This is a genomic window from Halostagnicola kamekurae, assembly GCF_900116205.1.
GTDB lineage: Archaea > Halobacteriota > Halobacteria > Halobacteriales > Natrialbaceae > Halostagnicola > Halostagnicola kamekurae.
Genome location: NZ_FOZS01000003.1, coordinates 237,088 through 263,621, shown reverse-complemented (window position 1 = coordinate 263,621; position 26,534 = coordinate 237,088). Strand labels below are relative to the sequence as shown.

Sequence of the window (26,534 nt, the reverse complement as noted above, 5' to 3'; positions counted from 1 at the left end):
CGGTTTCCGGTCGCCGAGTCCCATACATTCTAACCGATCGCTCGAGAGAAAAACCGTTAGGTATATCATTTTAAGCTATGATGAACTACTCGTACATGCAGGAAACTGTTCCAGCGGAGTATCTACCAGACGATGGTGACACGCCGGATTACATCCACCCGGTACCGGAGGCACACTACCCTCAACAGTTGAATGTGGTCGACGAACTTGTCGACCGACACGTTCGGGAGGGACGCGGAAACAACGTCGCGGTACGCTTCGAAGACCGGGAGATCACCTACGAGGAGTTACAGTCGCGCGTTAACCGATTCGGAAACGCGCTCCGAGAGTCGGGGGTCGAACCGGGCGACCGCGTCGTCGTCAGGTTCCCGAACCGGCCGGAGGCGATCGTCTCCTGTCTCGCGGCCCAGAAGATCGGCGCCGTGGCGCTGCCGTCGATGAAACTGCTTCGGGCAAAGGAACTCGAGTACATCATCAACAACGCCGAGGCGACGACCGTCGTCGTCTACGACGACCTCCTCGAGGAAGTCGAGAACGCGCTTCCCGAACTCGAGACCGTCGAAACCGTCGTCGTCGCCGAGCGAAACGGCGTCGATCACGGCTATCGTAGCTACGACGACATGCTCGACGACGGGAGCGAGGACCTTGAGGCGTACGAGACCGACCGCGACGACCTGGCGCTCATGCTCTATACGAGCGGGACGACGGGCCGACCGAAGGGGGCGATCCACACCCACAGACAGGTCCTGGCGACCGCGGATTCGTACGCGCGATACTGTCTGGAGCCGACGGAAGAAGACGTCTTCGGCGGCAACCCCCCGCTTCCGTTCGCCTACGGCTACGGCGACCTCGTCACGTTCCCGCTCCGGTTCGGCGCGACCACGAGTCTGGTCGAAGACGCCTCGCCCGGCGACCTCCTCGAGGCGGTCGACGAGCACGAGGTCTCGGTGCTCTGTTCGATCCCGACGGGGTTCAATCAGATCCTTTCACAGTATCCCGACGGGCCGTCGGAGTACGATATCTCGTCGCTTCGAGTCGGCCTCAGCGCGGGGGAACCGCTGACGCCGACCACCTTCGAGAACTTCCAAGAGGAGTACGGAATCCCGCTGCTTGACGGCATCGGAACCACGGAGATGCTCCACATCTTCATCAGTCACCGCCACGACGGCGACATCGATCCCAGTGCGACCGGCTTCCCGGTTCCGGGCTATGAGTGCAAGATCATCGATCCCGACACGGGCGAGGAGGTACCCCGCGGCGAAGCCGGACTGCTCGCAGTCCGCGGCCCGACGGGAATCGAGTACTGGAACCGGCCCGAAAAGCAACTCGAGGCCGTCGAGGACGGGTGGTCGATCCCGGGCGACATCTTCGTCCAGCGCGAGGACGGGCGCCTCGAGTACAAATCCCGCAGCGACGACCTCATCATCTCGAGTGGATACAACATTCCGGGCCCCGAAGTCGAGGCCGTCGTCGAGGAACACGACGCCGTCTCGGAGGTCGCCGTGACCGGAAGTCCCCACGAAGAACGCGGCGAGATCGTCAAGGCGTTCGTCGTGCTGACCGACGACGCGTCGGCCTCTGACGGGCTGGTCGAGGAGATTCAGAACCACGTCAAGAACACGCTCGCGCCGTACAAGTACCCGCGTGCGGTCGAGTTCATGGAGACGCTTCCGCGCACGGAGACCGGGAAGATTCGCCGAACCGAACTTCGCGAGCGTGAGCGCCAGTAATCTGCCCGCCGCCCGTCGACGTCGATACCGATCGAATCTGCTCGCCCCGTTGCGGTAACTGACGACACTTCGGTCCGAACTCGCGCTGCGATTGAGCCATCCGTGTGATTCGAGCGGAGACTTCGCCGCCCGCGAGAAATTCTACGCCATCCGTGAACCGCCGACAGTTCGACTCCAGCGGGCCGGCTCCGTCCGGATCGCTTCGTGCGTGGTGAGAATCGGAACTCGAGCGATAGGTTTCGGCATCGAGACGCCGCTCGAACGTTTCGGCCGGCGCGCATCGGCTCTTCAACCTGCATGCATCGCCGTATTCGCTCCCCGCACCTCGCGTATTCGGCGCTTGGACTTTTCGTATTCGTCATCCGTATACGGAGGACGTATATGCGAGATAGTAGCCGCCAAACCGACTCTAATCGACGCATGCGAATGAGTGTCATCGCCTGCGAAGACGATTGCATTTCCACACCGGAATGGATTACATTCGTATTACCGTAAAATACTCGAGCCCGATACCGAGCGGTGGAGAGACAGTCACCTACGAACCCAGAAGGGACCGAACAGTCCCGTACGCCGCAGACAACGGCGTATACATCTAACGTATACGTTCTCGGGGCGGAACTGTCCGTCCGGCTCGACGCGCACGCGAAGGTCGGTCAGCGCGTTTCTCGGCGTCGCAGCGTTCTCGAGACAGCGGCGTGTACTCGGCTCCCTGGCACACGCGAAGGTGGCCAAGGCGGTTCGGCCCGGGACCGCAGGCCGTCCCCTGGACGGACACTTCGAATCGATTCTCTCGAACCGTAGAAATAGCAACCGAACGCCCGAGTTCGTCAGGGGCTCTCGTCGGTTCGAATGCGCAAGTTCGATCGCGGCTTCGCGATGCAGGTCAGCGCGTAGCCCTCCTCCTTTTCGCTCTCGGAGAGGAACATCCCCTCGGTCTGGTCGACTTCGCCGTCCTCGACGATCATGCCACAGCAGACGCCACAGACACCCATCCGACACTGGTAGGGGGGTGCGAGGCCGGCCTCTTCGGCCGCCTCGAGCACCGGCTTGTTGGCCGGTACCTCGATCGTCTGGCCCTCATCGATGAACTCGACTGTGTAAGTCTCGACCATGGTTCAGTGGTCCTGGTCGATCGATTTCTCGTAGACATGCTCGACCGGGTCGAACGCCTCGGATTCGTAGAACTCCTGTGAGTCTGCGTCGCCGTCGATGGTATCGACGCGGTAGAAATCGACGTCCTTCGAGGAGTCTGCGAACCACTCGTGGACTTCCGATAGCAACGCCGATCCGATGCCGTTTCCGCGGTGGTCCTCGGCGACGAAGTGACCGTTGATGTAGCCGTGGTTCTGGAGGCGGAAGATCGGATGGTTCCCCATGATACGCGCCTCGAGGACGCCGACGAGTTCGCCCGTCTCCTCGTGTTCGGCCACGATGACCGTCCCGTACTTCGAATCGAGCAACTGACTCTCGAAGTACTGGAGCCAGCGGTCGTTGGCGCTTTCTTTGTGCTGATACCGCTCGTCGTATTTCGAGAGGTGTTCGGTGAACCCGTGCCAGAGTTCGAGCAGTTCCTCGCCGTCGTCGACGCTCGCGTGGCGTATCTCGTACGACATGTCCTACTGTCTGGGTTGGACTACCAAAAAAGGCACTGCTCGAATCGGCGAAAAACGTGGTGGTCTCGTCTCGAGTACTGACGTCGAACGGTAGTGTTACCGTCCAGACACAAATCCGCTCCGATAGTCAAGTCAACGGTCCGACTGATACCATCGGCAATTCGGGCGGTAAATACGCCAGACGTATACAGAAAACAATTATAACCCTGGGGTGACAACTACTAATCGGACGAAACGAGCTATGCCCACGGAATCACAACTCAAGGACGAACTCCAGAACGGGAAGATGATCGAATCGACCGACGAGATGACCGCAGGGTACAAGAAAGCCCTCAAACAGATCCTGCTCGTCTCGGGCGACACCGAACTCATGAGCGCGCCGGCCTACTACGACCAGTCGCTCAACGCGCCGTCGCTCGACGCGCGCGCTTCGTGTATCAGCGTCATCCAGGACGAACTCGGCCACGGTCACATCGCCTACCGGCTGCTCGAGGACCTCGGCGAGGACCGACACGAACTCATCTACGAGCGAGAGCCCCACGAGTTCCGTAACACGTACGGGTTCGACCAGCACATCGAGAACTTCGCCGAGCTCGTCACGGCTCACGGCATCTTCGACCGCGCCGGGATCGTGCTCCTCAGCGACATCCACGAGAACACCTCCTACGCACCCTGGAAGCGCGCGCTCACAAAGGTGAGCAAGGAAGAACAGTTCCACCTTCGTCACGGCGAGACGTGGATGCGCCGACTGGCGAACAACAGCGAGAAGACCAAACGCCGACTGCAGGAGGCCATCGACTGGATGTTCCCGATGGGCGTCGAGTGGTTCGGCATGCCCGACGACAAGAAAAAACACGACGACCAGCTCGAGTACCGCATCAAGGGCAAGTCCAACGACGAACTCCGTCAGGACTGGCTCTCTCGGACGCTCCCGCTGATGAACGAACTCGACCTCGACGTTCCCGCCCACTACAGCGAGGAGCGCGACGAGTACGTCCTCGAATACGAGCTCCCGGTGGCGTTCGACGCCGACAACAAGGAGTGGCGCTTCGACGAGCCGATTTCGTGGTCCGACGTCATGGACCGGTGGCGCTCGCGCGGGCCCGCCAACGACAAGTACGTGAACATGGTCCAGTCCGGAACCGTGGAGCTCGAGGTGTAACAATGTCGAGCGCACGCGCAAACGCACCGGATTCCGTCGGAACCGATCTGGCCGGCAAGTTCGTCGAGAACCGACGCGCCGACGCGACGCCGTTCGAGCGGGAACTCTGGGACATGATCGACGAAATCCCGGATCCGCACATTCCCGTCAGCCTCGTAGAGATGGGGATGATCTACGACGTCGAGGAATCCGACGGCACCGTCTCCGTCGAAATGACCTACCCGTGTATGGGCTGTCCCGCCTACGACATGATCCAGAACGACATCGAGAGCTGCCTATCGCTGACCGACGGCGTCGACGAGGTCGACGTCGAGGTCGTCTGGGATCCCGTCTGGTCGAAGGACATGCTCACCGAACCGGTCCGCGAAAAGATGCGCGAGTCCGGTATCAGCCTCTAATCACCGATGAAGTACGAAGTATTCGCACGAATAAACCAGGGTGACGATACCCTCCACATCGGTACCGTCACCGCACAGAGCGACAAACTTGCACAGATGTACGCCTACAACACCTTCGACGAAGAAGACTGGAATTACCTGGCCGTCGTCCGCGAGGAGAACCTCCACGAGGTCAGCGGCGAACAGCCCGAACGCGAGGTGGTCGCCGGTGAGTGAGTGGCCAGAACCCGCGGTTGACTACGTGCAGGCGATCTCCGACACGAAGCTCCTCCTGGGGCACCGCTATGCCGAGTGGAGCCTCTCCGGACCCTCGCTCGAGGACGACATCGGCGGGGCGAGCGCGGCACAGGAGGAGATCGGTCACGTTCGCCAACTCGCGCGCGAACTCGAGGGACAGGGACGCGACCTCGAGTGGATAAACGGTGGGCGGGATCCCGAGGAGTTCGCGAACGCCGCCTGTCTCGATCGGATCGACGGGAACTGGACGGAGTACGTCGCCTCGATCGCGCCTGCTGATCGCGCCGCGTGGTACCTCATCGATGCGATCGACCGTGAGGATCTAGACGGCATGTTCACCAAGATGGGCGAAGACGAGTACTTCCACCTCGAGTACCACGACGCCCGCCTCGAGACGCTCGCCGAGGAGGATCCCGAAACGGTCCAGCAAACCCTCGAGACGACGTTACCGCAGGCGCTCGCGCTCATCGGCCCGTCGGAGTACGACGAGGAAGCCGATCCCGTCTACACCGCCGGCTTCACCGACCGGTCGGTCGCTGACATTCGTGACGCCTACATCGACCACTACCAGCGCCTGTTCGAGGGGACCGACGTCTCGCTCGAGGGCGTCGAGTGGGACGAACCCGCTCTCGAGGATTGGGACGAGAAGCGACGACGGTCCGACTCCGGCTCGATCAGCCAAACGGACGTCGAGCAGCTCCGGGGCGAGAAAAACCAGCTGTACACGATGAACTGACGACGATGAACGATCACGTCTCCGATTCGACCGTGTTGTGTCCGTTCTGCGGGAGCGAGGACACGGAGCGGGAGTCCGCGTTCGGCAGCGAAATCTCGAAGACGCAGTACTACTGCAACGGCTGCAACACGATGTTCGAACGGATCAAGTACGACGGCGCGAATCCGGAAACCGGTCGGTAACCGCCGCGTCGGGAAGAGACTGCCCGCGCCCATAGCACCAGCTATCTTATTATTTCAATTCTATTGAATTTCACATTGGAAAGAAAGCTACTTATAGGTGGACGCCAATGAGTGTCCTGTATGCAACTCCGACCGTTCAGTGAGCTGGATCTGGAGTATTTCACCACAGAAGTAACCGACCACGTGGGCACACTCCGGCTGGATCGGCCGCCGGCGAACGCACACGACATCGACGTGCTGTTGGAGCTCCAGCGGGCCGTCGAGGCGGTTCGATTCGACGAGGACGTCCGCGCGGTTCTCTTCGGGAGTGCGAACGACAAGTTCTTCTCGACGGGATTCGACATCCAGGTCCTCCAGGAGGATTCGGGCCGACAGGTCGGCTACGCGAGCCAGACGAGCAAGGAGATCATCATGAAGATGCGGACGACAGACACCATCTTCATCGCGATGGTCAACGGTCACTGCATGGGCGGCGGGCTCGAGCTCGCGCTCGCCTGTGACTTCCGGTACGTCGGCAACGACGAGAACTACAACATCGGCATGCCCGAGATCCACCTCGGACTCATCGCGGGCGAGGCCGGCACCCAATTGCTCCCGCGGTACATCGACCGCTCGGAGGCGCTCGAAATGATGCTCACCGGCGAGACGCTCACGCCGGAGGAAGCGACCGAGAAGGGCATCTTCGACGAGATTCACCCGCCGGACGAGATCGAAGATGCCGCCTTCGAGTTCGCGGAGCTGATCGCCTCGAAAGCGAGCGTCGCCGTCGGCAACAACAAACTCGCGGTCAACGAGGGCCTCGAGATGCCGCTTTCGGACGCGCTCGCCCACGAGCGCGAACTGCAGAACCGTCTGCTCGGCTCCGATGTCGCCAAAGAGGGCGTCGACGCCTTCCTCGACGATCGCGAACCGGACTTCCTCGGCGTCGAACTCGGCGACAAAGAACCCGGCTCCGACGAGTAATCGGGTAGCCCGTCCCCGTTTCGATACCGTTTTTCACTCGCTATTCGCGATCGGCCGATAGCGCAGCGTTCACCGTGAACCCGGTCGGATCGAATCGAACGACCGCGTCAGATCCGATCCCCCACGCCTTCCTTCGATGCGGTGAAAATTACCGAATCCTGCACGTTCCTAACGGTGCTCGCCGATATCCCGACCGTGCAAACGATTACCTCTCACCGAGTGCAGTTCGGGGAACTCGCAGGCCCGCTCGTGAGCAGTTCGACGCTGTTCGACTGGCAGCTAATATCGACGCAGGCGATCACGAACGCGGCCGACGATTCGTTCGAAGGCATTCTCGAGGAAGACGGCATCCCGTACGCGCCCGTCGTGAACACGGCGTCGGTCGCCCGGTATCCGGCGGTCGGCGACACGATCGGCGTCGAAGCGACCCCGACGAACGTCGGCGACTCGAGCGTCGAGTTGACGTACGACGTCGTCGACGACGACGGAGCCACACTGGCGACCGCACAGATGACCCACGTCACGATCGGTCCCGACGGAAGCGCGCTGTCGCTTCCCGACTCCGCACGCGCCTCCTTCGAGGAGTCGGAAGTCTCTCGATCGCCGCCCGTCGGTCCGGGTCGGGAACCAGACCAGACGGATTCCGACGCACTCCCGTCGTTTTCCTCGACGACTCGAGTCCGCAGTCCGCTGGCCGAGGGAGCGACGCTCGCGTACTTCGAGGAGTACCCGCGTCTCGCCACGATCGCGATAGAAGAACACGTCGAGCGCCGCGGCGCGGACGTCGCCGATCTGTACGACGGTCGGGTTCCGTTTCGGATGCGCGACTGGCGATGGGAGTTCGAGTCGCCGGTTCGGTTCCAGTCGACGCTCGAGGTCGAGTGCGACGTGATCGGCGTCGACCGGGAGACGGTTCGAGTCGAGCACACGCTCTCGAGCGACGGCCGGACGAGTATTCGGGGAACGACCGACTACGGCTGTTTCGACGAGGCGGGCGAGCCGACCGCGTTCGACGAACGAACCCTCGAGTTACTCGAGGGGGCCTGATCGGTCCACCGCGGGCCCGCGAGCACAGCGAGGATCACGCGGATAGATCGATCTCGTCGGGGTACGACTCGACGGCGCGGATGTATTCGACCGGCTCTCCCTCGAGTGGTCGAACGAGGTCGAGCGCGGCCAACCGCTCGAGGTGGGCGGCGGCTTCGCCCGCCCCGAACTTCGCGTGGACGCCGGACATTTCGCCGAACAACTCCCGTGCGACGGCCCACGGCGTGCTCGCGGCACTCTCCGTCGGCTCGAGCGCCCGAAAGCACGCTCGAGCGCGCTCGCGGTGATGCTCGCGGACTTCCTTGCAGGCCGCCTCGATCTCGATCGTCGTTCCGTGACCCGGACGGCCGCGATCGGGCGCGTCCTCGAGTCGGTCCAGCGACGAGAGATACATCGCGAGCGGATCGGATAGGCGCGTGTCGCTCCCGCCGACGTTCGGCGTGTACGTCGGCAACAGCAGATCGCCCAGGTAGAGGTCGTCCGCGGTACGAAACGACGCGTGGCCGCCCGTGTGCCCCGGCGTGTGAACCACTTCGACGCCGGCGATCACGTCGCCGTCGTCACGTGCCCTGACGGGGAAGGAATCGGGAAGCGGCGACGGCGTGTCGCCGTCCAGTACAGTTGTTCGTCTCGCTTCGGGAACGCCCCAGCGCGCGAGCGTCCGCTCGTCGCGCTCGAGGCGGCGCTCTCGCTCGCTCGCGTAGTCGCCGATCAGGGGCGAATCCGCGCGATGGACGTGTAGTTCGGCGTTCGCTCGCTCGGCGATTCGGGGGGCGAGACCCGCGTGATCGACGTGCCAGTGGGTCACGAGGACGTGCTCGAGGTCGGTGATCGACGCCGCCGCATCTGCGATGCCAGCCAGCAGGTTCGACCACGCCCGTTCGGTCGGCGGTCCCGGGTCGATGAGGACGCCGCGGTCGGGTAGCAGATAGGCGCTGTTCGCGCCTTCCGGCGAGCCCTCGCCGACGTCGATCCGAACGCGTTCACTCATGGAAGTGCTCCGAAACCGCCGTCTGGTCCCGCGAACCGAGCAGTTCGTCCAGTCCGAGCGCTTCCCAGCGCTCGTCTAGGGCCTCGAGGACGTTCTCCGAGAACGTCGTCTCGAAGGTTACCCGTGGCGCGATGTACTCTTCGTCCCAGCGCGGGTCCCACGTGGCGTTGACGTAGAGCCGAGCGCCGGTCTCGCCGTCGCGACGATACCGCGTCGCGGTCGCTGCGGGCGCGTTCGGCTCGCTGAAGGTCCAGTCGTTCGCCGGGTGCGCTTTCACCCACATGTCGTTGACCGCTCGAGCGAGGTTCGTCGGGTCGGCCTGCTCGTCTAACACGACGACCTTGTCGAATACGTTCGAGAACGAAAAGAGCGTGTTCGCGAGTTGCCACTCGAACCCGGCGTAGAGGATCTCGCTCGAGACGATACAGAGCCCGAGGCTGGCCTCGACGGGCAGTTGGATCCACTCGACCGGCGAGACACCCCAGTAGTTGTTGACCCGCCTGTATAGCTGGGCGGCCTCGACGAGACTCGTCAGGTGCAGATCGTCCGTCATCGGGCCGGTTGCGGGCGTGAACGAAACGATCGGCGACTCGCGGGTGACGATTTCGTCGACCCGAAGCTCCACGGTCGCGGTGTCACACGTCAGCTCCCAGGCGGCGCTCGGTCCGCGCGGTGCGGCCTCGACGACGCGGATCGCACCGTCGATTCGGACCTCGGCGTCGGCCGGCACAACCCGCGAACCGACGGTCGACAGCGATACGTCGGCCAGTCCCGCGGCGCGTTCGGGGACCGCGGGCGCGGTCCGATCCTGCGTCCAGCCCTGTAGCGCCGCGACGAGCGAGCAGGCCGACGCGCCGAGAACCACGCTCGCCCCCGACTCCGGCTCAGACCACTCGAGGAATGCCTCGGGAACCGACAGTCGGAGTCGATCGTTGTGGAGGGCCTGTCCGCGAATGGGCACCCAGGTCGTCGTCCCGTCGTTCTCAGCGGCGAGCAGGCCGAGCGAGACGAGCGGGTACCGCTCGGTTCCGACCGTCGGCAGGCCGAGGGCGTGGACGTCTCCCGAGTCGTCGGTGTCGGTCGCCGCCGGCTCGGTTCGTCGGTCCTCGAGCGAGGCCGTCTCGCGCCCGGACAGGTGCTCGAGCAACTCCACGTACGAACAGTCGGCGCCGAGCCCGAGCGCCTGTGCGACCCGCCGTCCGGGATGGTGTGATCGGCTCGAGAACTGGCTCGGACCGCCGTAGACGCCGCTCGCGAATCGTACCGTTTCCGGGGTTTCGTCGAAAAGCGTCGCGGGACCGCCGCATCGAATCGCCTCGCGTCCGACGGCAGCCGCAGTCTCGTCCCAGTGGACCTGCTCGTCGATGGTCACCAGCTCGCCCGCGTCCGCGAGGCGTTCGAGGTGCGTTCGAAGCGTCATCGAACGAGCCCCTCCATGTCGAGCGGCGACGCGGTTCCCGTATCGACTCCCGCGCGCTCGAGTATCTTCCGCGCGCGGTACTCGGCTTCTGCGTCGTCGCCTCGAGACGGCCCGCCTGCCCCCCTCGTCGAGTCGCCGTCGGTCTCGGACCGCGTGGCGTCGATATACGCCTTCGCCGATTTCGCCTTCGACGTGCCGGTCTGGACGTTACCCTTCTCGTTCGGGGTCTGGTAGATGTTCAGCGGGACCTTCGGCATCGTTTCGACGCCGAACTGGTGAAAGTCGGTGTCCGGATCGGCATGAAGCGCCAGCGCCTCGAGCACCGCCCGCTGATCGAGCGGGTCGACGTCGCCGTCGACGAAGACGAAGAAATCGACGTGGAGCATCCCCCAGGTCGTGAAGATGAAGTTCGCGAGCTCGTGGAGGTAGCCGGCGTCCGTGGTCTCCGTCGAGATGACGTAGACGGTCCGCGGCGTCGACTTCCAGGGAACGCAGCTCTCGACGTCGAAACCCGCCGCTCGGAGCCCGAGCGTCGCGTCGGGTCCGACACAGCCGACTTCCATCGAACTTGTGGAGTTCTCGGAGTAGCCGACGCCCGTTCCTTCGACGCAAAAGGGTATAATCGGGTTCTCGCGGTGGGTTATCGACGATACTCGCAACAGCGGCATCGATCGGCGCGGGCCGTGCATATACCCGAAGTAGTCGCCGAACGGTCCCTCGTCTCGGCGTTCGTTGGGGACGATTTCGCCCTCGATTACCAGTTCGGCGGACGCCGGCACCATGAGGTCGTTCGTCTCGGCGGGGACGAGTTCGACGGGTGCCTGCTTCAATCCCCCCGCGAACTCCGCTTCGCTTCGGCCCGTCGGGATCCACATGACGGAGGTGTACTGCACGGCGGGTTCGACGCCGACCGCGATGGCGACCGGCATCGGCTCGTCGCGGCGCTCGTACTTGTAGTAGTAGAGGTTCGGCGTCTGTTCGCCGGCGAGCAACAGGACGCTCGCGTTCTCGCCGTCGTGTATCATCGAGCGGTGGTTCGACCAGTCGACCCACGAGGAGTCGGGATCGGGCGCGATAAGCGTGTGGACGTTCGAGTAGCGCCCGCCGTCGCCGCCGTGGATGTACGGCCAGGGAAATTCGAGCAGGTCGACGTCATCACCGTCGACGACCACCTCCTTGCACGGCGCGTCGTCGGTCGAAACGGTCACCGGGTCGCGCGGATCTTTCAGCCGGTCGATAACGGCTTCGTAGTATTCGCGAGCCGAGAGGTCCGGCGGCAGTCCCAGCCCCAGGGCGATGCGTTCCCACGGCCGTTCCTGTGTCCCCCGATACGGATCGCCCACGAGCCGCGCGGCGTCGACGTCGTCGAACAGGGGAATCGCGCTGTCCTCTTTGTTCGACGCCATCGTGACGGCGCTGGCCTCGAGGTTCCACGAGACGGAATCGTCGATCCGGTGGAGGTCTCCCCTCGATTCGAGCGTCTGTAAATACGTCCGGAGACTGGCAGTCGTCATTCGTGGTCGTATAATTCCTCGGCGAGGTCCGTGCGTTCGGATTGTACTTTCAGGTCGATGTACTCGCTAACGAGGTTCGGGTAGTTTTCCGAAAGGTGCTGTAACATGATCGTCCGACTCGCCTCGGAAACGGACTGAAACTCCCCCTTCTCCGTGAGATACTGTAACAATGTTTTCACCTCTTTCGATCGCGTGTTGATGACCGTCGACTCCTCCTCGAGCGCTCTGGTCGTCGACTCGAGCAGTTCGAGGTCGATGTCCTCCCCCTCGTCCGTTTCGATGATGTCGATGTACCACTTCTCCTCGGTGTTCTCGTGTGGTCCCTTGACGACCGTTAACGTGTCCGGATCCGTTAGATTATCAGGGTTTTTATCTATTCTGGCGCGAACGCTCGAGATCTCTTTCGTTCGTTCATCACTTATCTGTAAGGTAGTCTCTTCCCCCACCGGATCCTCGGGCAAGTTGTTCTCCGACGTGACGTAATTCCCTGCCATGCTCGCTATCAGATGTTGGTAAGTCAGCCAAATAAAAACCCTACGTATTTTTTTAAACAGATACGATCGTTGATACGGTTTCGTCTACGCAACAGTTCCAACGCGTTTGGCCACCGTCGGACCGAGGAGACGAGAGGTTCGTCTCAATAATCTGGTTCTTCGTCGGCCAGAAACGCTCGAACGCCCTCTTCGTGCTCCGGCGAGCCGTAAGCAAGCGACTGCGTGTGGATCTCGTGGGTGAGCGCGTCTCGCCACCCGCGACTCATGTTCTCGTGGATCGCTCGCTTCGTGAGCCCGATCGTCGTCGACGGGCGCTTTCGAAGCGTCTCGAGGAGATCCTCGACCGTCTCGTCTAACTCCTCGGCCGGCACGGCTTCGTTGACGAGTCCGATCCGCTGGGCCTCGGTCGCGGAGATGAACTCGCCCGTCATCGCCAGTCGTTTCGCCGTCCGAAGGCCGACGAGTTCCGGGAGGAGAAAGGTGCCGCCCGTATCGGGAACGAGTCCGACGCGGACGAACGCGCAACTGAAGGAGGCGGATTCGACGGCGTAGGCGAAGTCGCTGATGGCGGTTATCGCCAGCCCGGCACCCACGGCGTCGCCGTTGACCCTCGCGACGATCGGTAACTCGGAGGAGAGGGCCGCTTCGACCACTCGACCGAGCGTCTCGGTGACGCGGTCGACGGACTCTTTCGGCGTCTCGTCGCGCTCTGCCATCGCCTCGAGGTCGCCGCCGGCGCTGAACGCGTCGCCCTCGCCGGTGAGAACGATTGCCTCGTAGTCCGTCGCATCGACGGCTTCGATGGCATCAGCCAGTTCCGTCGCGGCGTTCGCGGTGAATGCGTTCAGCGACTCGGGCCGATCGAACGTGATCGTCCGAACCCCTTTCTTGTCTTCGACGTCCATACCGTTGCAACTCCGTTCCGCCTGTTAAATTTTCCTAGACGACACCAGCCGAAAGCGCCGACAATTAATATATTATCTTGACATGAGTAGACAACAATAAAATTTTTTACTTATATTCCGGAAACGGATCCATTTTCGGAATAGGGTATCCACATATTACCGAATCATCGCCTGTATTCCCGTTATAGCCCGAAATCTGGAGTCCAGACTCTCGGTCTACACAATGCTCTCGAGAAATTGGCTCTCCAGAGAGCTCCGTGTGTATCCACTCAAACGGTTCATTTCCTGAGACCAATACCGATGCCTGCATTATATTTAGTGAATTTAGAAATATATATGACATAGATATTTATCTGATATCTTCGCAAATGGCCGCGCCACCGGGATGCAGTACGCAACTCGGTGTGGCGGACGCGCTCGCGCGAGCGCTCCGATCGGTCGTAGCTGGAAGACGAGGTTCGTTCGGGGTCTCGAGCGCTATCAGGTGCCCGCCTCGAGGTGCCGATTGTCCGTCGACGCCTTCCCTCGTTCGAACGGTATCTTGTGGATTATAACTATAATAGTAGTAAATGCATAAACACCTATTTATCCCCGGAGGGGATTGGTACCGATACCATGAACGGAGATTCATCCAATCTAGCTGAAACGGAGGATATCAGTATCGACAGCGTCGTGCTCGGGGTACGGGCTTCCGATGACAGCCGCGTCGAAGCGCTCGTGGATGCCGTGACCGATCTCAGCGAGTCGATGGCGTTCGAGGTCACCATCGCGTACATCTTCGATAAGGATTCGCACAACGAAACCATCAAACAGGTCGTCGGTACGGATAGCGATCACGTCGATCCCGACGAGTTGGCAGGCAGAATGTCGGTCGTCAGAACGATTACCGATCGTCTCGAAGCGGCGTCGATCGACGTCGACATCCGCGCCGCGCCGGGGACGAGCGGAGAGGGCGTCGTCGACATCGCCGAGAGTGTCGACGCCGACAGGGTGATAATCGGCGGTCGCAGCCGATCCCCCGCGGGCAAGGCGCTCTTCGGCAGTGCAGTCCAGTCCGTGATGTTCAACGCGTCCTGTCCGGTGACGTTCGTACGGGACCAAGAGTAAGCGCCGTCGGCCTCCGCTCGACTCGAGTCACCCGTCGGCATCGCGGCTCGAGTAGCGAACCCTCACGACTCTCGCTCGCCCGGCGGGGATCCGACGCCCGGCGTCGGATCCGTAATCGGATCTATCACCTGCTTTCGGCGGTGTATCGCCCTGTAGGCCCGACGCAGGAGTCGGTCGAGCCGTGAGTGAGAGACGCGTGCGCTTACCCGGCCGTCGCGGATCGCATCGACGACTGACTCGGGCGTAAGTCGATCCGCCTCGACCACGGTGTACGCCCGTCCGACTTCGAAGGGGTAGTGGGCGTCGCTGCCGCCGACCAGCGGGAGGTCGCGGTCGGCCGCCAGCTCCTCGACGAGCGGTCGGGAACGGGGGTGTTTGCCGTTGACCTCGATGGCGTCGAACGGGAGGTCCTCGAGTTCGCGGATCGTACTGTTTCGAAACGGGTGTGCGACGATCGCGGCGCAGTCGCGCTCGTGAGCCAGCTCGACCGCCTCCGCCGGCGTCAGCTCCCCCGGTTTCGTTTCCGACGGGGGGTCGGGACCAACCACGAGGACGTGACCGCGATCGGTCGTGATCTCGATTCCGGGCAGGAGTTCGACCTCCGCGGACGGCTCGAGCGGCGTGTAGTAATCGTGGTTGGTCGTCGCCAGCCCGTCGAGGCCGCGCCGTTGGGCCAGCTTCGCGAGAATTCGCGCGCCGAACGGGTCGAACAGGTCCCCGAGTGTGCGACGATCGTGAAAGAATCGGGTGTGCGAGTGGAGATCGACGGTGTACACGCGAGTGCATACGCCGGCCAGACTCTTTTTTGCTTGGCCGGTGTGCCGAGAGTATGCAATCGGATCGCCCCGCCGCCGAACGACAGGAAAGCGAGCGCGTTCTCGTACTCAACCCCGTCAGCGGCAGTCAGGACCACGTCGATACGGTCGACGCGCTGGCGAGCGACTACGGATTCGAGGTCCGGACGACGTCGGAAGCCGGGGATGCGACGCGGTTCGCCCGTCAGGCGGCCTCGAGCGCCGACCTGGTGGCGGCGGCGGGTGGCGACGGAACCGTCAACGGAGTCGTCAACGGCGTCGTCGACGCCGGTGAGCTCGAGTCGACGACCGTCGGCGTCGTCCCCGCGGGGACGGGCAACAACTTCGCGACGAACGTCGGCATCGAAGGGATCGAACACGCCTTCGAAGTGATCGACCAGGGCCGCCTCCGGACGATCGATCTCGGGATCGCCAACGACTGCGCCTTCGTCAACTCCTGCGTCGGCGGCGTGACGGCCGAGGCGAGTCGCGATACCTCCTCCGAGAACAAACGCACGCTGGGCGTGCTCGCGTACGTCAAGAACACGCTCGAGTCGGCCCGGGAGTTCGACTCGCTGCCGCTCCGAGTCGAGACGGTCGACGGATCCGACGGCGAGCAAAAGCGCGCGTGGGAGGGAGAGGCGCTTTTCGTCCTCGTCGGTAACTGTCGACGGTTCACCAGTTCTCGAACGGCCCAGGCCGACGTAGAGGACGGGCTGTTCGAAGTCACGATCGTCGAGGACGCGGCGATCTCCGATCTGCTCGGCGGCGCGTTCCTCGAGGGGCTATTCGATCGCGACAGCACCCACATCGTTCGCCGGCGGACGCCGTCGCTGACGATCGAACACCGGGAACACGCGATCGAGTACAGCCTGGACGGGGAGATGCTCGAAACCGAACGCCTGGAACTCGACGTCGAACCCACGGCGCTCGAGATCGCCGTCGGCGAGGGGTATCAGCCGGATCCCGACGAAAGCGGCGGGCTGCTCGAGTCGTAGGGCAAATCGACGGATCCGTTAGTCGAGTATGTACTCGAGAGTTCGACGTTCTCCGGCGGCATGATCGTCATGGAAGATCATCACGGTGGGTTTTGCCCTGTGCTTTGCGCATGAACGTCTCGTGAACGTCGTGGCCGGTGCTGTCGGAAGCGGTCTCGGCGCGTCGGTAGGTTCCATCCGTTTGCATCACCCACCGGTTCTGGTCGTCCGTCAGGAGCGTCTCGAGCACCGATTCGAGCGTCGACTGGAGTCCCGGATCGTCGATCGGTACGACCGCCTCGACTCGGGTATCGAGATTGCGTGCCATCCAGTCCGCAGAGCCGATGTAGTACTGCGTTTCCTCGGCCGACTGGAAGTAGAAGATTCGGGAGTGCTCGAGAAAGCGGCCGACGATACTGTGAACGTCGATCGTCTCGCTGACGTCGGCCAACCCCGGTCGAAGGCGGCAGATATCACGGACGATGAGATCGATGTCGACCCCAGCCATCGACGCCCTGTAGAGTTCCCGGACGAGTTCCGGATCCTCCAAGCGATTCATCTTGGCGACGATCCGAGCGTCGTCCCCGTCCCGCGCTCGGCGGGCCTCGGCCCGGATGAGACTCCTGAACCGATCGCGCATGTTTCCGGGCGCGACGAGCAGTTTTCGGTACTCCCGCGGCATCGAGTGGCCGGTAAAGTAGTTGAAGAGTTTCACGAGGTCCTGCCCGACGTCCCGGTCGGCGGTGAACAGGCCGAGGTCCTCGTATTGCTTTGCGGTTTCCGAGTGATAGTTCCCGGTTCCGATGTGAGAGTAGAGCCGAACGCTATCGGACTCCTCGCGAACTACGAGCGACGTTTTCGTGTGGGTCTTGTACCCCATCGTTCCGTACGCGACGTGGATACCCTCCTCCTCGAGTTTCTTCGCCCACTCGAGGTTGTTCTTCTCGTCGAACCTGGCCTTGAGCTCCACCATCACCGCGACTTGCTTGCCGTTCCGTGCGGCCTCGAGGAGGCTTTCGATCACCTGCGAGTCGCTTGCGGTCCGGTAGATCGCCGCCTTGATCGCGAGCACGTCCGGATCGTTCGCCGCCTCGTCGAGAAAGCGCTGGACGGTGCCCTCGAACGAATGGTAGGGGTGATGAACGAGCACGTCGCGATCCCGAATCGTGTCGAAGACGTTCCCGCCGTCATCGCACTCGTGTAGTCGCGGGTGTGGCTGGGGCGTCCACTCCGGGACCGTGAGGTCGTCTCGATCGAGATCCGTCAGTTCCGCGAAATCCCGATAGTCTAGCGGTCCCCCGAGTTCGAACACCTCCCGATCGTCGAGATCGAGTTCGCGAGTCAGGATCTCGAGGATTTCGTCGGGCGCGTCGCGTTCGATCTCGAGGCGAACCGCCGTGGCGAACCGCCGTTCCTCGAGGACCTCCTCTATCATCTCGATTAGATCCTCCGCGACCGCCTCGTTGCGGCCGACCTCGGCGTTTCGCGTCACGCGAAAGAGGGTCGTCTCGATCACGTCCACGTCGGGAAAGAGGAGGTCCAAATTTGCGCGAACGACGTCCTCGAGGAGGACGTACCGATCGTCGTCGCCGTCGTCGAGAGGGATCAACCTGACCTGGTTCCGCGGGATCTTCACCCGGGAGAACGTCGGGTCCTCGCCGGGGCGTTCGCGGGTGAGAATAGCCAGCGAGAGGCTTTGATTCGAGATGAACGGGAACGGGTGAGCCGGATCGAACGTCAGCGGCGTCAGAGTCGGCAAAACCGAACTCTCAAAGTACTGCCGGATGGTCTCGCGTTCTGTCGGCTCGAGCGCGTCGTACTCGACGATTCGAACGCCGGCCGCCGACAGCGCCGGGCGGATCTCCTCGCGGTAACAGCGACTCTGCCGTTCGAATATCGGCCCTGCGGTTTCGAGAACGTCTTCCCACTGCTCTATGGGTGTTCGCCCGTCGGGCGTCTCCTCTTCGATCCCGGCCGCGATCTGCTGTTTGAGTCCACCGACGCGTTTCCGGAAGAACTCGTCCATATTCGTCGTGAGTATCGCGAGAAACTTCGTCCGCTCCAGCAGGGGATTGTCGTCGTCGAGTGCCTCCTCGAGCACACGACGCTGAAACGCGAGTTCGCTCAGTTCGCGGTTAAGGTAGTAAGTCGGCTGCGAAAGGTCTATCGCCGGTTCGGCCTCGTTCGACCCGCTCGGGTCCGGCTGCTGTAACGTTGTTGCATCGTCGGGACCATCGCGATCTCGGGATACCATCGAACGGAACTCGACCGATGACGACGTGTCGACCGACTGTGGACCGTCACCCAGCGAGAGTTGGGTATCCGATGACGGGACATCAACAGATGATGGAGAATCGGTCGGTGATGAGCCATCGGCTGAGGACTGGGCGTTGGGTGTGGCTAACCCGTCTTCTTCGGACCTGTCTTCCTCGCGACCGTCTCTCTCGGGGTCGTTCTCCCCGTCTCCATTTTCCGCCGGTCCCTTTCCTGCAGTCCCGTCACGTTCGGCGAATCCAACCGATTCGTCGCTCGATACGAACTCCTCGGATTCGCCGCTTTCTTCCGATTCGTCACGTAGCGGTGGATCGTTCTCGCCGTCTTCCGCCAAACTCGAGTCACCGAAGCTGCTTTGATCCGTCTCCACGCTGTCGGTCGCTCCCGCATCAGTCTCGGAATCGTCGGTCATTGGCAGTCGGTCGCAACGATTTTGTCGTCGGATCGGTTCACGTGTCCCGCCGATTCGACGGTGACGAATCGGTCCCGACCGATGTCGTACGCCGTCAGGCTGCCGCCGTAGACACAGCCGGTGTCGAGGCCTACCGCCGATTCGCTCTCGAATGGCTCGCTGAGAACGGTGTGTCCGAAGAAGATACGTGGCGGCCCGTCATACTCCTCGAACCAAAATGGCCCGTCGTACCCGTCTCCGTCGGGCGCTCTCATGGTCAGGACATCCTCGCTGGAGTGATCACCAATCGCTCGGGTCGGGTCGACGCCGCCGTGAACGACGAGACCGTCCGCCCAGGAAATCGCCGTCGGAAACGATTCCATGATCCGGCGCTCGCGCTCGCCGAAGTCCGAGAGCGACTTGTCTCCGTCGAGTAGTTTCTGTTCGTTGTTCCCGCGGACGGACAGTAACTTCGACGACGCGTCGATCCGCTCGAGGACTGCCTTACTGTCGGGTCCTTTCCGCACCAGATCGCCGACGAAGATCGCGAGGTCGCGTTCGCCCAGCTCGAGGATCGAAAGCAACGTCTCGAGATCCTCGAGACAGCCGTGCACGTCGCCGACGATGTAGACGTCGTCGTAGTTCTCGAGGTCGATCCGCCGATGATCGAACGCTACCGCGTCGAACGAACGGACAGTTGAGGTCACGTGTTGTTCGTTCGGAAATTCAGAAAACTGGTGATAAACCGTTTATATGTGTCTCAGATATGGCTATATATCATTTCGTACGGCTGGATAGCACTCACGAGTTCCGAGACCGGTACGCCCTATAGAAGAAAATCCGAATTTATGCGCCGTCTCGAGCCGCCTCGACGACCGCTTCGACTCGGTCCCTCGAGACGGGGTTCGTCGTCACCTCCCCCTCTTTGAGCGCGGTGCCGACGATCACGCCGCTCGCGCCAGCGTCGAAACAGTCGCCGACGGTCTCGCCCGTAACGCCGCTCCCGACGAGAACCGGAACGGGGCTCTCGAGCGCTCCGAGTGTCTCTGCGACCCGTTCGACGTCCTCGAGGCGCGTTTCGGCTCCCGTTCCGGCCCCGGAGACGATGACCCCGTCCGCCAGCCCGCGTTCTGCCGTCTCGAGTGCGACCCGTTCGATCGACGCCTCTCTGACGGGGGTTGCGTGTTTGACGTGGACGTCGGCGAGGATTGATACGTCGGCGTCGATCCGCTCGCGAAGTCGAACGGTTTCGTGAGCGTTCCCCTCGAGAATGCCCTGATCGGTCGCGGCCGCACCGACGTGGACGTTGACGCGGACGAACGACGCGCCCGTCGCTGCGGCGATCGATAGCGCGGCTTCGGCGTCGTTTCTGAGCACGTTGACGCCAACGGGAACGTCGACTGTGGCCGTCACCGCGGCCGTCTGAGCGGTCATCTCCGCGATCACGTGGTCGGGAACGTCCTCGGGGTAGAACGGCGTGTCGCCGAAGTTCTCGAGGACGATTCCGTCGACGCCGCCCGCCTCGAGCGCCGTCGCGTCTGCGAGCGCTCGAGACCGAATCGCGCCCCGATCGCCGTCGAATCCCGGCGAGCCGGGGAGCGCCGGAAGGTGAACCATTCCGAGTACCGGTCGATCGGCGTCGAACCGCTCGAGAAAATCCATGGTGGCTCTGGTGGGTCCGTGAGTAAAAAGCTCACTCACCGCCAGCAAGGACATCCTCCTCCGGGACGGTTTTTCATCGGCGGTCCGTAGCCGGGATCGATGACCGATCTCTTTAGCTCGCTCTCGCTGGATGGGTATCAGCTGCCGAACCGAATCGCCGTCTCGCCGATGTGTCAATACTCCTGTGATCCAGACGGGCTGGCGACCGAGTGGCACCGCGTTCACCTCGGGAGCCGCGCCGTCGGCGGGGCCGGAATCGTCATGACCGAAGCCACGGCCGTCGAACCGCGGGGCCGAATTACCCCGCACGATCTGGGTATCTGGAGCGACGAGCACGCCGACGCGCTCGCTCCGACGACCGAATTTATCCGCGAACAGGGGGCTATTCCGGGGATCCAGCTCGCGCACGCTGGCCACAAGGCCAGCAAGTCCCGTCCGTGGGAGGGCAACCGTCCGATCCGCCCCGAAGACGGCGGATGGGAAACGCTGTCGCCCTCCCCCGACGCCTATCCCGACTTCGGCGGTGAACCGCCAGCGATGCGAAAAGCCGACACGGCGGCGATAGAAGGCGTGATCGATGCCTACCGCGAGGCCGCAGCGCGCTCGCTCGAGGCTGGGTTCGAAATCGCGGAGATCCACGCGGCCCACGGCTATCTACTCCACGAGTTCCTCTCGCCGGTGACGAACCGCCGCGACGACGAGTACGGCGGGAGCTTCGAGAACCGGACTCGACTTCTTCGCGAGGTCGTTCGGGCGGTCGATACCGTCTGGCCGGACGAGAAACCGCTGTTCGTTCGGATTTCCGGCACCGATTGGCTCGAGGGCCGGCCGTCGTGGGACCTCGAGGACTCGGTTCGACTCGCGGGCGACCTCGCCGCGCTCGGCGTCGATCTGATCGACGTGAGTTCGGGCGGTATCCACCCCGATCAGGAGGCTCCCGCCGGACCGAACTTCCAGGTCCCGCTCGCCGAGCGGATCCAATCCGAGCGGGGCGATGAGATCGCCGTCGGCGCGGTCGGCGGCATCACCGAACCCGAGCAGGCCGACGCGCTGGTTCGAAACGAACGTGCTGATCTCGTCCTGGTGGGTCGGGAGTTCCTGCGCGACCCGTACTTTGGCGTGCACGCGGCGGCGGAACTCGGAGCCGAAGACGCCGATTCGAAGTGGCCGGTGCAGTACCGACGCGCCGTTTCTGGGCCGAGCGAATAGCGGCCTTCGAACCGCAAGTTGCCGGATTTTGCCTACTCGAGGGCGGCTCCGACCGCATCCATCGCTCGATCGACTTTGTCGACCTCGGCGTTGTAGCCCATGTGGCCGAGACGAAGGATGTCGTCGGCGAGGTCGCCGAGCCCGGTCGACAGAACAACGTCAGATTCGTCCGCAACCCGCTGTTGAATCCGTTTCGCTTGCCCCGGCAGGTGAAACGCCGTCACGGTCGGCGACTGTCGGTCGGGATCGCCGTAGCACGACAGCCCCAGTTCGGCCCCTCGCTTGCGACACCGTTCGGCGGCTCTCTCGTGGCGCTCGTAGACGCGTTCGAGGCCCTCCTCGAGGATCCGATCGAGCGCGGTCTCGAGCGCGGCCACGTTCGCGCTCAGGTGCGTGTACGGAAAGCCGTCGGAGACGTCCCGCCAGGGGAGGAAGTTCGTGTACAGCGACGAGGGATCACGCGATTCCATCCGGTCCCAGGCGCGGTCGCTGATCGCCGCCGTCGTCAGCCCCGGCGGCGCGCTGAAACACTTCTGGGAGGCCCCGAGACAGACGTCGATGCGATCGCTCGGAACCGGCGTGCCCCCGAGCGACGAGACGGCGTCGACGACGCTCAGTACGCCGTGCTTCGAGAGTAGGTCGAGAACCGGCTCGAGGTCGTTGAGCGTTCCAGTCGGCGTCTCGCAGTGAACCATCGTCGCGACCTCGAAGGGCTCTCCGGCTTCAGCGGCGTCCTCGAGCGCTTCTTCGACGGCGGCTACGTCGTAGGCCTCGTCGTACGGCGCGGAAACGAGCGTCGCGTCGCCGTCGGCTGCATCGACGAACTCCGCGAAGCCGTCGCCGTAGAGCCCGTTCGAAACGCAGAGCACCCGGTCCCCGGGAGCGACCAGGGAGGTGATCGCCGCCTCGAGGCCGAGGATCCCTTCCCCGCCGAGAACGACGACGTCGTTCGCGGTTCCGTAGATTTCTGCGAGCTTGCGACAGGTCGCGTCGTACCGATCGGCGAACGCGGATTCGATATCTGGGTTCGGTTGTTCGCTCGCCATCGCGTCCCTGACCGACGGCGGGACTGTCGTCGGGCCCGGCGTGAATCTCATAGGGAAGCATGCGAAGCGCTCCCTTTAGCACGTTGCGGTCCCGCTGGGTCGGTCGTGTTCCGGCTCGGGGCGCGACGGAGCAAGGGCGACCAGTGACGGATGGGCGAATCGAGTGTATCAAGTGGCGGATGCGGCGGGTCGAGTGCGTCCCGTGGCGGACGTGACCGCCGCCGCAAGGAGATCAAATGACACACCAAGCGAATAAATGCCTCGGTAAAGCTTATCAATGGCGATTCAGTCTTATGAATCGTGATTACCAGTGAGCAACACCGATGACGATTCGCCAGCCGAGAGCCCGGAAGACTCGTTCGTACAGGGGGTCGACGAGGACGAACCGCGAATCTCGTTCTACGGCGGCCGCGGAATGAGCGCGTTTCCGATCGCGTTTTTCATCGTCTGGGCGATCTTCCAGACCGCGCTCTGGCGGGTCTCGAGCGAGGGGGGACTGATCGTCGGCATCCTGATCGGGCTCATCGCCGGGATGTTCTTCGTTCGCGGGGACTGGGCGTCCTACGCGAACACCATCTTCGAGGGGATGACCCAGCCGGTCGCCGTGACCGCCATCGTCGCGTGGATCTGGGCCGGGATGTTCGCGCAGTTGTTACAGGACGGAGGCTTCGTCGGCGGACTGGTCTGGCTCGCCGAGATCACCGGGATCAGTGGCGCGTTGTTCCCCGCCGTGACGTTCGTCCTGGCAGCCCTGTTCACCACGGGGATCGGAACGGGCTACGGGGCGACAGTCGCGTTCGTGACGCTGTTTTTCCCCGCCGGCCTGCTGCTCGGTGCGAATCCCGTCCTCACGTTCGGCGCGATCCTCTCCGGTGCGATCTTCGGCGACAACCTCGCGCCCGTCAGCGACACGACGATCGTGAGCGCGGTCACCCAGGATTCTGACATCGGGGGCGTCGTCGCCTCCCGGTTCAAGTACGTCCTCATCGCTGCCGTCGTCGCGTTCGTCGGCTATCTCGTGGCCGGATCGTCGATGGCTGGCCTCGATATCGGCATGAACGCGACGGCGATACTCGCCGAAGAGAGCGAGACCATCGGTCTGGTTCACGTGATCTCGATGGCCGTCGTCATCGGGACCGCCGTCGCGGGTCGCCACATCGTCGAGGCGATCTCCTGGGGGATCGTCACCGCCATCGTCGCCAACCTCGCGCTCGGCCTGATGTCGGTCGGCGAAATCGTGACGTTCAACGCGCCGCCGGACGCACCCGCCGCCGAACCCCTCTCGGCGCTGCCCGTCCTGACGATCGTCGACGATCCGGATTCGGTCGGCGTCACCGGCAGTTTGCTCGCCGGCGCGTCGGGGTTCTTCGAACTCGCGATCCTCGTGTTGTTGATCATCGCGGCGGCCCAGATCATGATCCGCGGCGGCGCGTTCGACGCCATACTCGAGTGGTCGATCGACAACCTGGCGACGAACGTCCGCAACGCCGAACTGACGATGGTCGGCTCCGCGGCGCTCATAAACGCCATCATCACGATCAATACGGCCGCCGAGATCGCGATCGGACCGTACATCGCGAAAATCGGCGAGCGGTTCAACCTCAACGGCTACCGGCGGGCGAACATCCTGGACGGCCAGACCGCCGCGCTCGGGTACATCTTCCCCTGGTCAGGCGGCGTACTGGCCGGCTACTCGGAGATGCAGGGGCTCCCGGCTACTTACGATTGGCTCGAACAGGGGATGCTCGTCACGCCGATCGACGTCGTTCCGTTCGTCTTTCAGGGTTGGGTGCTCGTGGCGGTGTTCGTCGTCGCGGCGATAACAGGCTTCGGACGCGAGTACGTCACCGACCGCGAGAGTTCGGGGGTGGCTCGAGTATGAGTCTCCTCAGCAAGTACCTCGCGGGGTGGCAGTTCCGGAGCACGACCCCGACGTTCGACGTCGGCGACGAGATCTCCGTGTTCATCGCCGAGACGAACGGCGACGGGGACGGACACGCCTACGTCGGCGACACCCACCTCGTCGTCGAGGACGCGGGCCCCGAAACCGTCGAGAAACGCGTTCGCGCACGCGTCACCGAGTTCGACGAGTCGACCGCGACCGGTCGCGGCGAGTTCCTCGAGGTCGCCGGCGAGAGTTCCTACAGTCAGTAGCGAACGCCGACATCGCATCCTCGGTGACACGAAACCTCGATCGCCGAAGCGCTGGTTCGCTTGGTCGCCCGGACGACAGACTTAAATGGAGATTTGAGTTACATATATTTTATCTGTAATAATATTACTCTATCGTGTAACGATAGAACCAGTGATTCAGGCCGCGGAGAACGGATCGACGCTCTTCCATAGGAGGTTGTTGATACAAATTCGACTACCAGAAGTGAAGACAAAATCAATCTCGTGAGTGGCTTTGTCTCATGTTTTGTTCCTGTCGGATGACCTGAGAATCGCAAGACGGGTCTTCATCAACAATCATCTTCATAAGAGCGGAGAATCGAATTAAGCCTCTCGAGCGCGCAGTTCCCCGAAAATTACACGTTCATCTCTGAGTCAGGACACCGTTACGAGTGAAGGCAAGTTTCAGAACCGAACCGCAAAGGTTCGACTCGGCACTGTCTCGTTTAGCACCTCGGCTGGCGTTTGTCTGTTGAATGATTAATACGGTCATTGTGTGGTATAATAGTGTACAAGCTGTTCAAGCTATTCGCTGACGCTCGCCCGACTGCCCACCCACGAGTTATGGAAGCGGGCAACTCGCGTCTTGAACGTCTGAAAACCATTTTTCGATCAGGTTTCGATCACCGTAGTCGAGCTGACCGCTCAATCCGAATCGAGCGAGGGCAGTCAGATAGCCGTAGCCATCGGCGAGAAACACCGCCTCGGAGAGATTGTGTTTCTCGGTTATTCGATGCAAGAACGCAGCGGCAGGATCGGTGGCTCGTCGTCCATACACTGCGACATCGAGAATAAGCCGTGAGACTACGTTTATTGTATTATATTCCCAATACCAGTCGCCGTTGATCTTGACAGGTATTTCACCAATGGCGACCCGCGACGGCTTCGCCGTCCTCAGAACGCATCGCGTTCTGATGGGCCCCACGAGACCGTTGCTCTCGTGGACGTCGGCGGGTCTGGAACGCTTCAGCCATCCGATGTGTCAAGTGTCAGATCTCTTGGTGAGACCGTTCAACGCCGACCAAGCGAAGAATCGCTTGTGTCTCTCGAAGCGAAGACCGTCGACGAAATCATGGACCGTCTCGGTCTCCCGGAAGTGACCGACAAGACGATTACAGACCGCAGTGCGCTCAAAGACCAACTCGAGGAGATTCGCGAGCGCGGATACGCGATCGACGACGAGGAGCGCGTGATCGGCATGCGCTGTGTTGCCGCACCCATCTGTGACGAGAACGACCGCCCCATCGGCGCAATCAGCGTTTCGGGTCCGACGAACAGATTCGACGACGACATCTTCAAAGCGGAAATCCCGAAGAACGTCCTCAGCACCGCGAACGTCATCGAAGTGAACATGACGTACTCGTAGTCGTTCCGCTCACACCGGACGGCTATCGGCGCGCGATCGGGTTCGCACTCGAGTTTCGGTCTCGTGAACGGTCTGGAACAGATTGACGAGGTTTCAGTCTAGCGAAACCGCTATTCCACCTATCCACTTCTCCAACTACCGACT

General features: G+C 62.5%; 26 protein-coding genes and 1 pseudogene. 14 read left to right on the top strand and 13 right to left on the bottom strand.

The features are described from left to right. Window positions 1-77 precede the first annotated feature (77 nt). Window positions 78-1,730: an acyl-CoA synthetase gene (locus tag BM348_RS15155; RefSeq protein WP_092906022.1), complete on the top strand. Its 1,653-nt coding sequence runs from the start codon at window positions 78-80 to the stop codon at window positions 1,728-1,730. A gap of 827 nt (window positions 1,731-2,557) precedes the next feature. Here BM348_RS15155 and BM348_RS15150 read toward each other — a convergent pair. Next, window positions 2,558-2,842: a 2Fe-2S iron-sulfur cluster-binding protein gene (locus BM348_RS15150; protein WP_092906020.1), complete on the bottom strand. Its 285-nt coding sequence runs from the start codon at window positions 2,840-2,842 to the stop codon at window positions 2,558-2,560. Between the two features lie 3 nt (window positions 2,843-2,845). After that, window positions 2,846-3,343 (bottom strand): GNAT family N-acetyltransferase, encoded by a 498-nt coding sequence (locus BM348_RS15145; RefSeq protein ID WP_092906018.1) that lies wholly within the window; start codon window positions 3,341-3,343, stop codon window positions 2,846-2,848. Between the two features lie 241 nt (window positions 3,344-3,584). On the opposite strand from BM348_RS15145, the gene BM348_RS15140 reads away from it, so the two are divergent. The 7 genes from BM348_RS15140 (at window position 3,585) to BM348_RS15115 (ending at window position 8,068) form a co-directional block, all read left to right on the top strand. Continuing rightward, window positions 3,585-4,505 carry a Phenylacetic acid catabolic protein gene (locus tag BM348_RS15140; protein ID WP_092906016.1) on the top strand — a complete coding sequence of 307 codons (921 nt, stop codon included), beginning with the start codon at window positions 3,585-3,587 and terminating at the stop codon, window positions 4,503-4,505. 2 nt (window positions 4,506-4,507) lie between these two features. Next, a complete protein-coding gene (locus BM348_RS15135) occupies window positions 4,508-4,903 on the top strand; it encodes a metal-sulfur cluster assembly factor (RefSeq protein ID WP_092906014.1) in 396 nt (131 codons plus the stop codon). A gap of 6 nt (window positions 4,904-4,909) precedes the next feature. After that, window positions 4,910-5,119 carry a phenylacetic acid degradation PaaB family protein gene (locus tag BM348_RS15130; RefSeq protein ID WP_092906012.1) on the top strand — a complete coding sequence of 70 codons (210 nt, stop codon included), beginning with the start codon at window positions 4,910-4,912 and terminating at the stop codon, window positions 5,117-5,119. Continuing rightward, window positions 5,112-5,876 (top strand): Phenylacetic acid catabolic protein, encoded by a 765-nt coding sequence (locus BM348_RS15125; RefSeq protein ID WP_092906010.1) that lies wholly within the window; start codon window positions 5,112-5,114, stop codon window positions 5,874-5,876. Before BM348_RS15130 ends, BM348_RS15125 begins: the two co-directional genes overlap by 8 nt. 5 nt (window positions 5,877-5,881) lie before the next feature. After that, window positions 5,882-6,058, top strand: coding sequence for a PaaD-like zinc ribbon domain-containing protein (locus tag BM348_RS21435; protein ID WP_175507204.1), 177 nt, complete (start codon window positions 5,882-5,884; stop codon window positions 6,056-6,058). Window positions 6,059-6,178: 120 nt separating this feature from the next. Further along, the gene (locus BM348_RS15120) at window positions 6,179-7,021 is read left to right on the top strand and encodes an enoyl-CoA hydratase/isomerase family protein (protein WP_092906008.1); all 843 of its coding nucleotides are present in this window, start codon (window positions 6,179-6,181) and stop codon (window positions 7,019-7,021) included. 195 nt (window positions 7,022-7,216) lie between these two features. Then, on the top strand, window positions 7,217-8,068 hold the full coding sequence (locus BM348_RS15115) for an acyl-CoA thioesterase (protein ID WP_092906408.1): 852 nt from the start codon (window positions 7,217-7,219) through the stop codon (window positions 8,066-8,068). Between the two features lie 34 nt (window positions 8,069-8,102). Here BM348_RS15115 and BM348_RS15110 read toward each other — a convergent pair whose 3' ends face one another. From BM348_RS15110 to BM348_RS15090, 5 genes are all read right to left on the bottom strand, one after another. Beyond that, a complete protein-coding gene (locus BM348_RS15110) occupies window positions 8,103-9,059 on the bottom strand; it encodes an MBL fold metallo-hydrolase (RefSeq protein WP_092906006.1) in 957 nt (318 codons plus the stop codon). Beyond that, window positions 9,052-10,479, bottom strand: a complete 1,428-nt coding sequence (locus BM348_RS15105; protein ID WP_092906004.1) for a UbiD family decarboxylase — start codon at window positions 10,477-10,479, stop codon at window positions 9,052-9,054. Before BM348_RS15105 ends, BM348_RS15110 begins: the two co-directional genes overlap by 8 nt. Next, window positions 10,476-11,993, bottom strand: coding sequence for a UbiD family decarboxylase (locus tag BM348_RS15100; protein WP_092906002.1), 1,518 nt, complete (start codon window positions 11,991-11,993; stop codon window positions 10,476-10,478). The genes BM348_RS15105 and BM348_RS15100 overlap by 4 nt, the downstream gene beginning before the upstream one ends. After that, window positions 11,990-12,487 (bottom strand): hypothetical protein, encoded by a 498-nt coding sequence (locus tag BM348_RS15095; protein ID WP_092906000.1) that lies wholly within the window; start codon window positions 12,485-12,487, stop codon window positions 11,990-11,992. Before BM348_RS15095 ends, BM348_RS15100 begins: the two co-directional genes overlap by 4 nt. A gap of 143 nt (window positions 12,488-12,630) precedes the next feature. Further along, entirely contained in the window at window positions 12,631-13,392 is a 762-nt protein-coding gene (locus BM348_RS15090; protein ID WP_092905998.1) for an enoyl-CoA hydratase/isomerase family protein, read from the bottom strand. Window positions 13,393-14,007: 615 nt separating this feature from the next. On the opposite strand from BM348_RS15090, the gene BM348_RS15085 reads away from it, so the two are divergent. After that, window positions 14,008-14,499: a universal stress protein gene (locus BM348_RS15085; RefSeq protein WP_092905996.1), complete on the top strand. Its 492-nt coding sequence runs from the start codon at window positions 14,008-14,010 to the stop codon at window positions 14,497-14,499. 62 nt (window positions 14,500-14,561) lie between these two features. On the opposite strand, the gene BM348_RS15080 is transcribed toward BM348_RS15085, so the two are convergent. Beyond that, window positions 14,562-15,275, bottom strand: a complete 714-nt coding sequence (locus BM348_RS15080) for a PHP domain-containing protein (RefSeq protein WP_092905994.1) — start codon at window positions 15,273-15,275, stop codon at window positions 14,562-14,564. Between the two features lie 53 nt (window positions 15,276-15,328). On the opposite strand from BM348_RS15080, the gene BM348_RS15075 reads away from it, so the two are divergent. Continuing rightward, complete coding sequence (locus tag BM348_RS15075; protein ID WP_092905992.1) at window positions 15,329-16,291, top strand: diacylglycerol/lipid kinase family protein; 963 nt, start codon at window positions 15,329-15,331, stop codon at window positions 16,289-16,291. A gap of 67 nt (window positions 16,292-16,358) precedes the next feature. Here the strand turns inward: BM348_RS15075 and ppk1 are convergent, their stop codons facing one another. From ppk1 to BM348_RS15060, 3 genes are all read right to left on the bottom strand, one after another. Beyond that, the gene (gene ppk1, locus BM348_RS15070; RefSeq protein ID WP_245779479.1) at window positions 16,359-18,956 is read right to left on the bottom strand and encodes a polyphosphate kinase 1; all 2,598 of its coding nucleotides are present in this window, start codon (window positions 18,954-18,956) and stop codon (window positions 16,359-16,361) included. Beyond that, the gene (locus BM348_RS15065) at window positions 18,953-19,642 is read right to left on the bottom strand and encodes a metallophosphoesterase family protein (protein ID WP_092905990.1); all 690 of its coding nucleotides are present in this window, start codon (window positions 19,640-19,642) and stop codon (window positions 18,953-18,955) included. The genes ppk1 and BM348_RS15065 overlap by 4 nt, the downstream gene beginning before the upstream one ends. A 139-nt stretch (window positions 19,643-19,781) precedes the next feature. Beyond that, window positions 19,782-20,597 carry a BtpA/SgcQ family protein gene (locus BM348_RS15060; RefSeq protein WP_092905988.1) on the bottom strand — a complete coding sequence of 272 codons (816 nt, stop codon included), beginning with the start codon at window positions 20,595-20,597 and terminating at the stop codon, window positions 19,782-19,784. 99 nt (window positions 20,598-20,696) lie between these two features. Between BM348_RS15060 and BM348_RS15055 the strand changes: the two genes are divergently transcribed. Continuing rightward, the gene (locus tag BM348_RS15055; RefSeq protein WP_092905986.1) at window positions 20,697-21,806 is read left to right on the top strand and encodes an NADH:flavin oxidoreductase/NADH oxidase; all 1,110 of its coding nucleotides are present in this window, start codon (window positions 20,697-20,699) and stop codon (window positions 21,804-21,806) included. A 32-nt stretch (window positions 21,807-21,838) separates the two neighbouring features. On the opposite strand, the gene BM348_RS15050 is transcribed toward BM348_RS15055, so the two are convergent. Beyond that, window positions 21,839-22,903, bottom strand: coding sequence for a pyridoxal-phosphate-dependent aminotransferase family protein (locus BM348_RS15050; protein WP_092905984.1), 1,065 nt, complete (start codon window positions 22,901-22,903; stop codon window positions 21,839-21,841). A 259-nt stretch (window positions 22,904-23,162) separates the two neighbouring features. Here BM348_RS15050 and BM348_RS15045 point away from each other — a divergent pair, with 259 nt between their 5' ends. Both BM348_RS15045 and BM348_RS15040 read left to right on the top strand, forming a co-directional pair. After that, a complete protein-coding gene (locus BM348_RS15045) occupies window positions 23,163-24,734 on the top strand; it encodes a Na+/H+ antiporter NhaC family protein (RefSeq protein ID WP_092905982.1) in 1,572 nt (523 codons plus the stop codon). Next, entirely contained in the window at window positions 24,731-25,006 is a 276-nt protein-coding gene (locus BM348_RS15040; RefSeq protein ID WP_092905980.1) for a DUF7513 family protein, read from the top strand. The genes BM348_RS15045 and BM348_RS15040 overlap by 4 nt, the downstream gene beginning before the upstream one ends. A 507-nt stretch (window positions 25,007-25,513) precedes the next feature. On the opposite strand, the pseudogene BM348_RS15035 reads toward BM348_RS15040, so the two are convergent. Next, window positions 25,514-26,079: pseudogene (locus BM348_RS15035) on the bottom strand (IS6 family transposase); the annotation flags it as partial. A 17-nt stretch (window positions 26,080-26,096) separates the two neighbouring features. Between BM348_RS15035 and BM348_RS15030 the strand changes: the two are divergent. Continuing rightward, window positions 26,097-26,390 (top strand): IclR family transcriptional regulator, encoded by a 294-nt coding sequence (locus tag BM348_RS15030; RefSeq protein WP_245779502.1) that lies wholly within the window; start codon window positions 26,097-26,099, stop codon window positions 26,388-26,390. The last annotated feature ends 144 nt before the right edge of the window (window positions 26,391-26,534 follow it).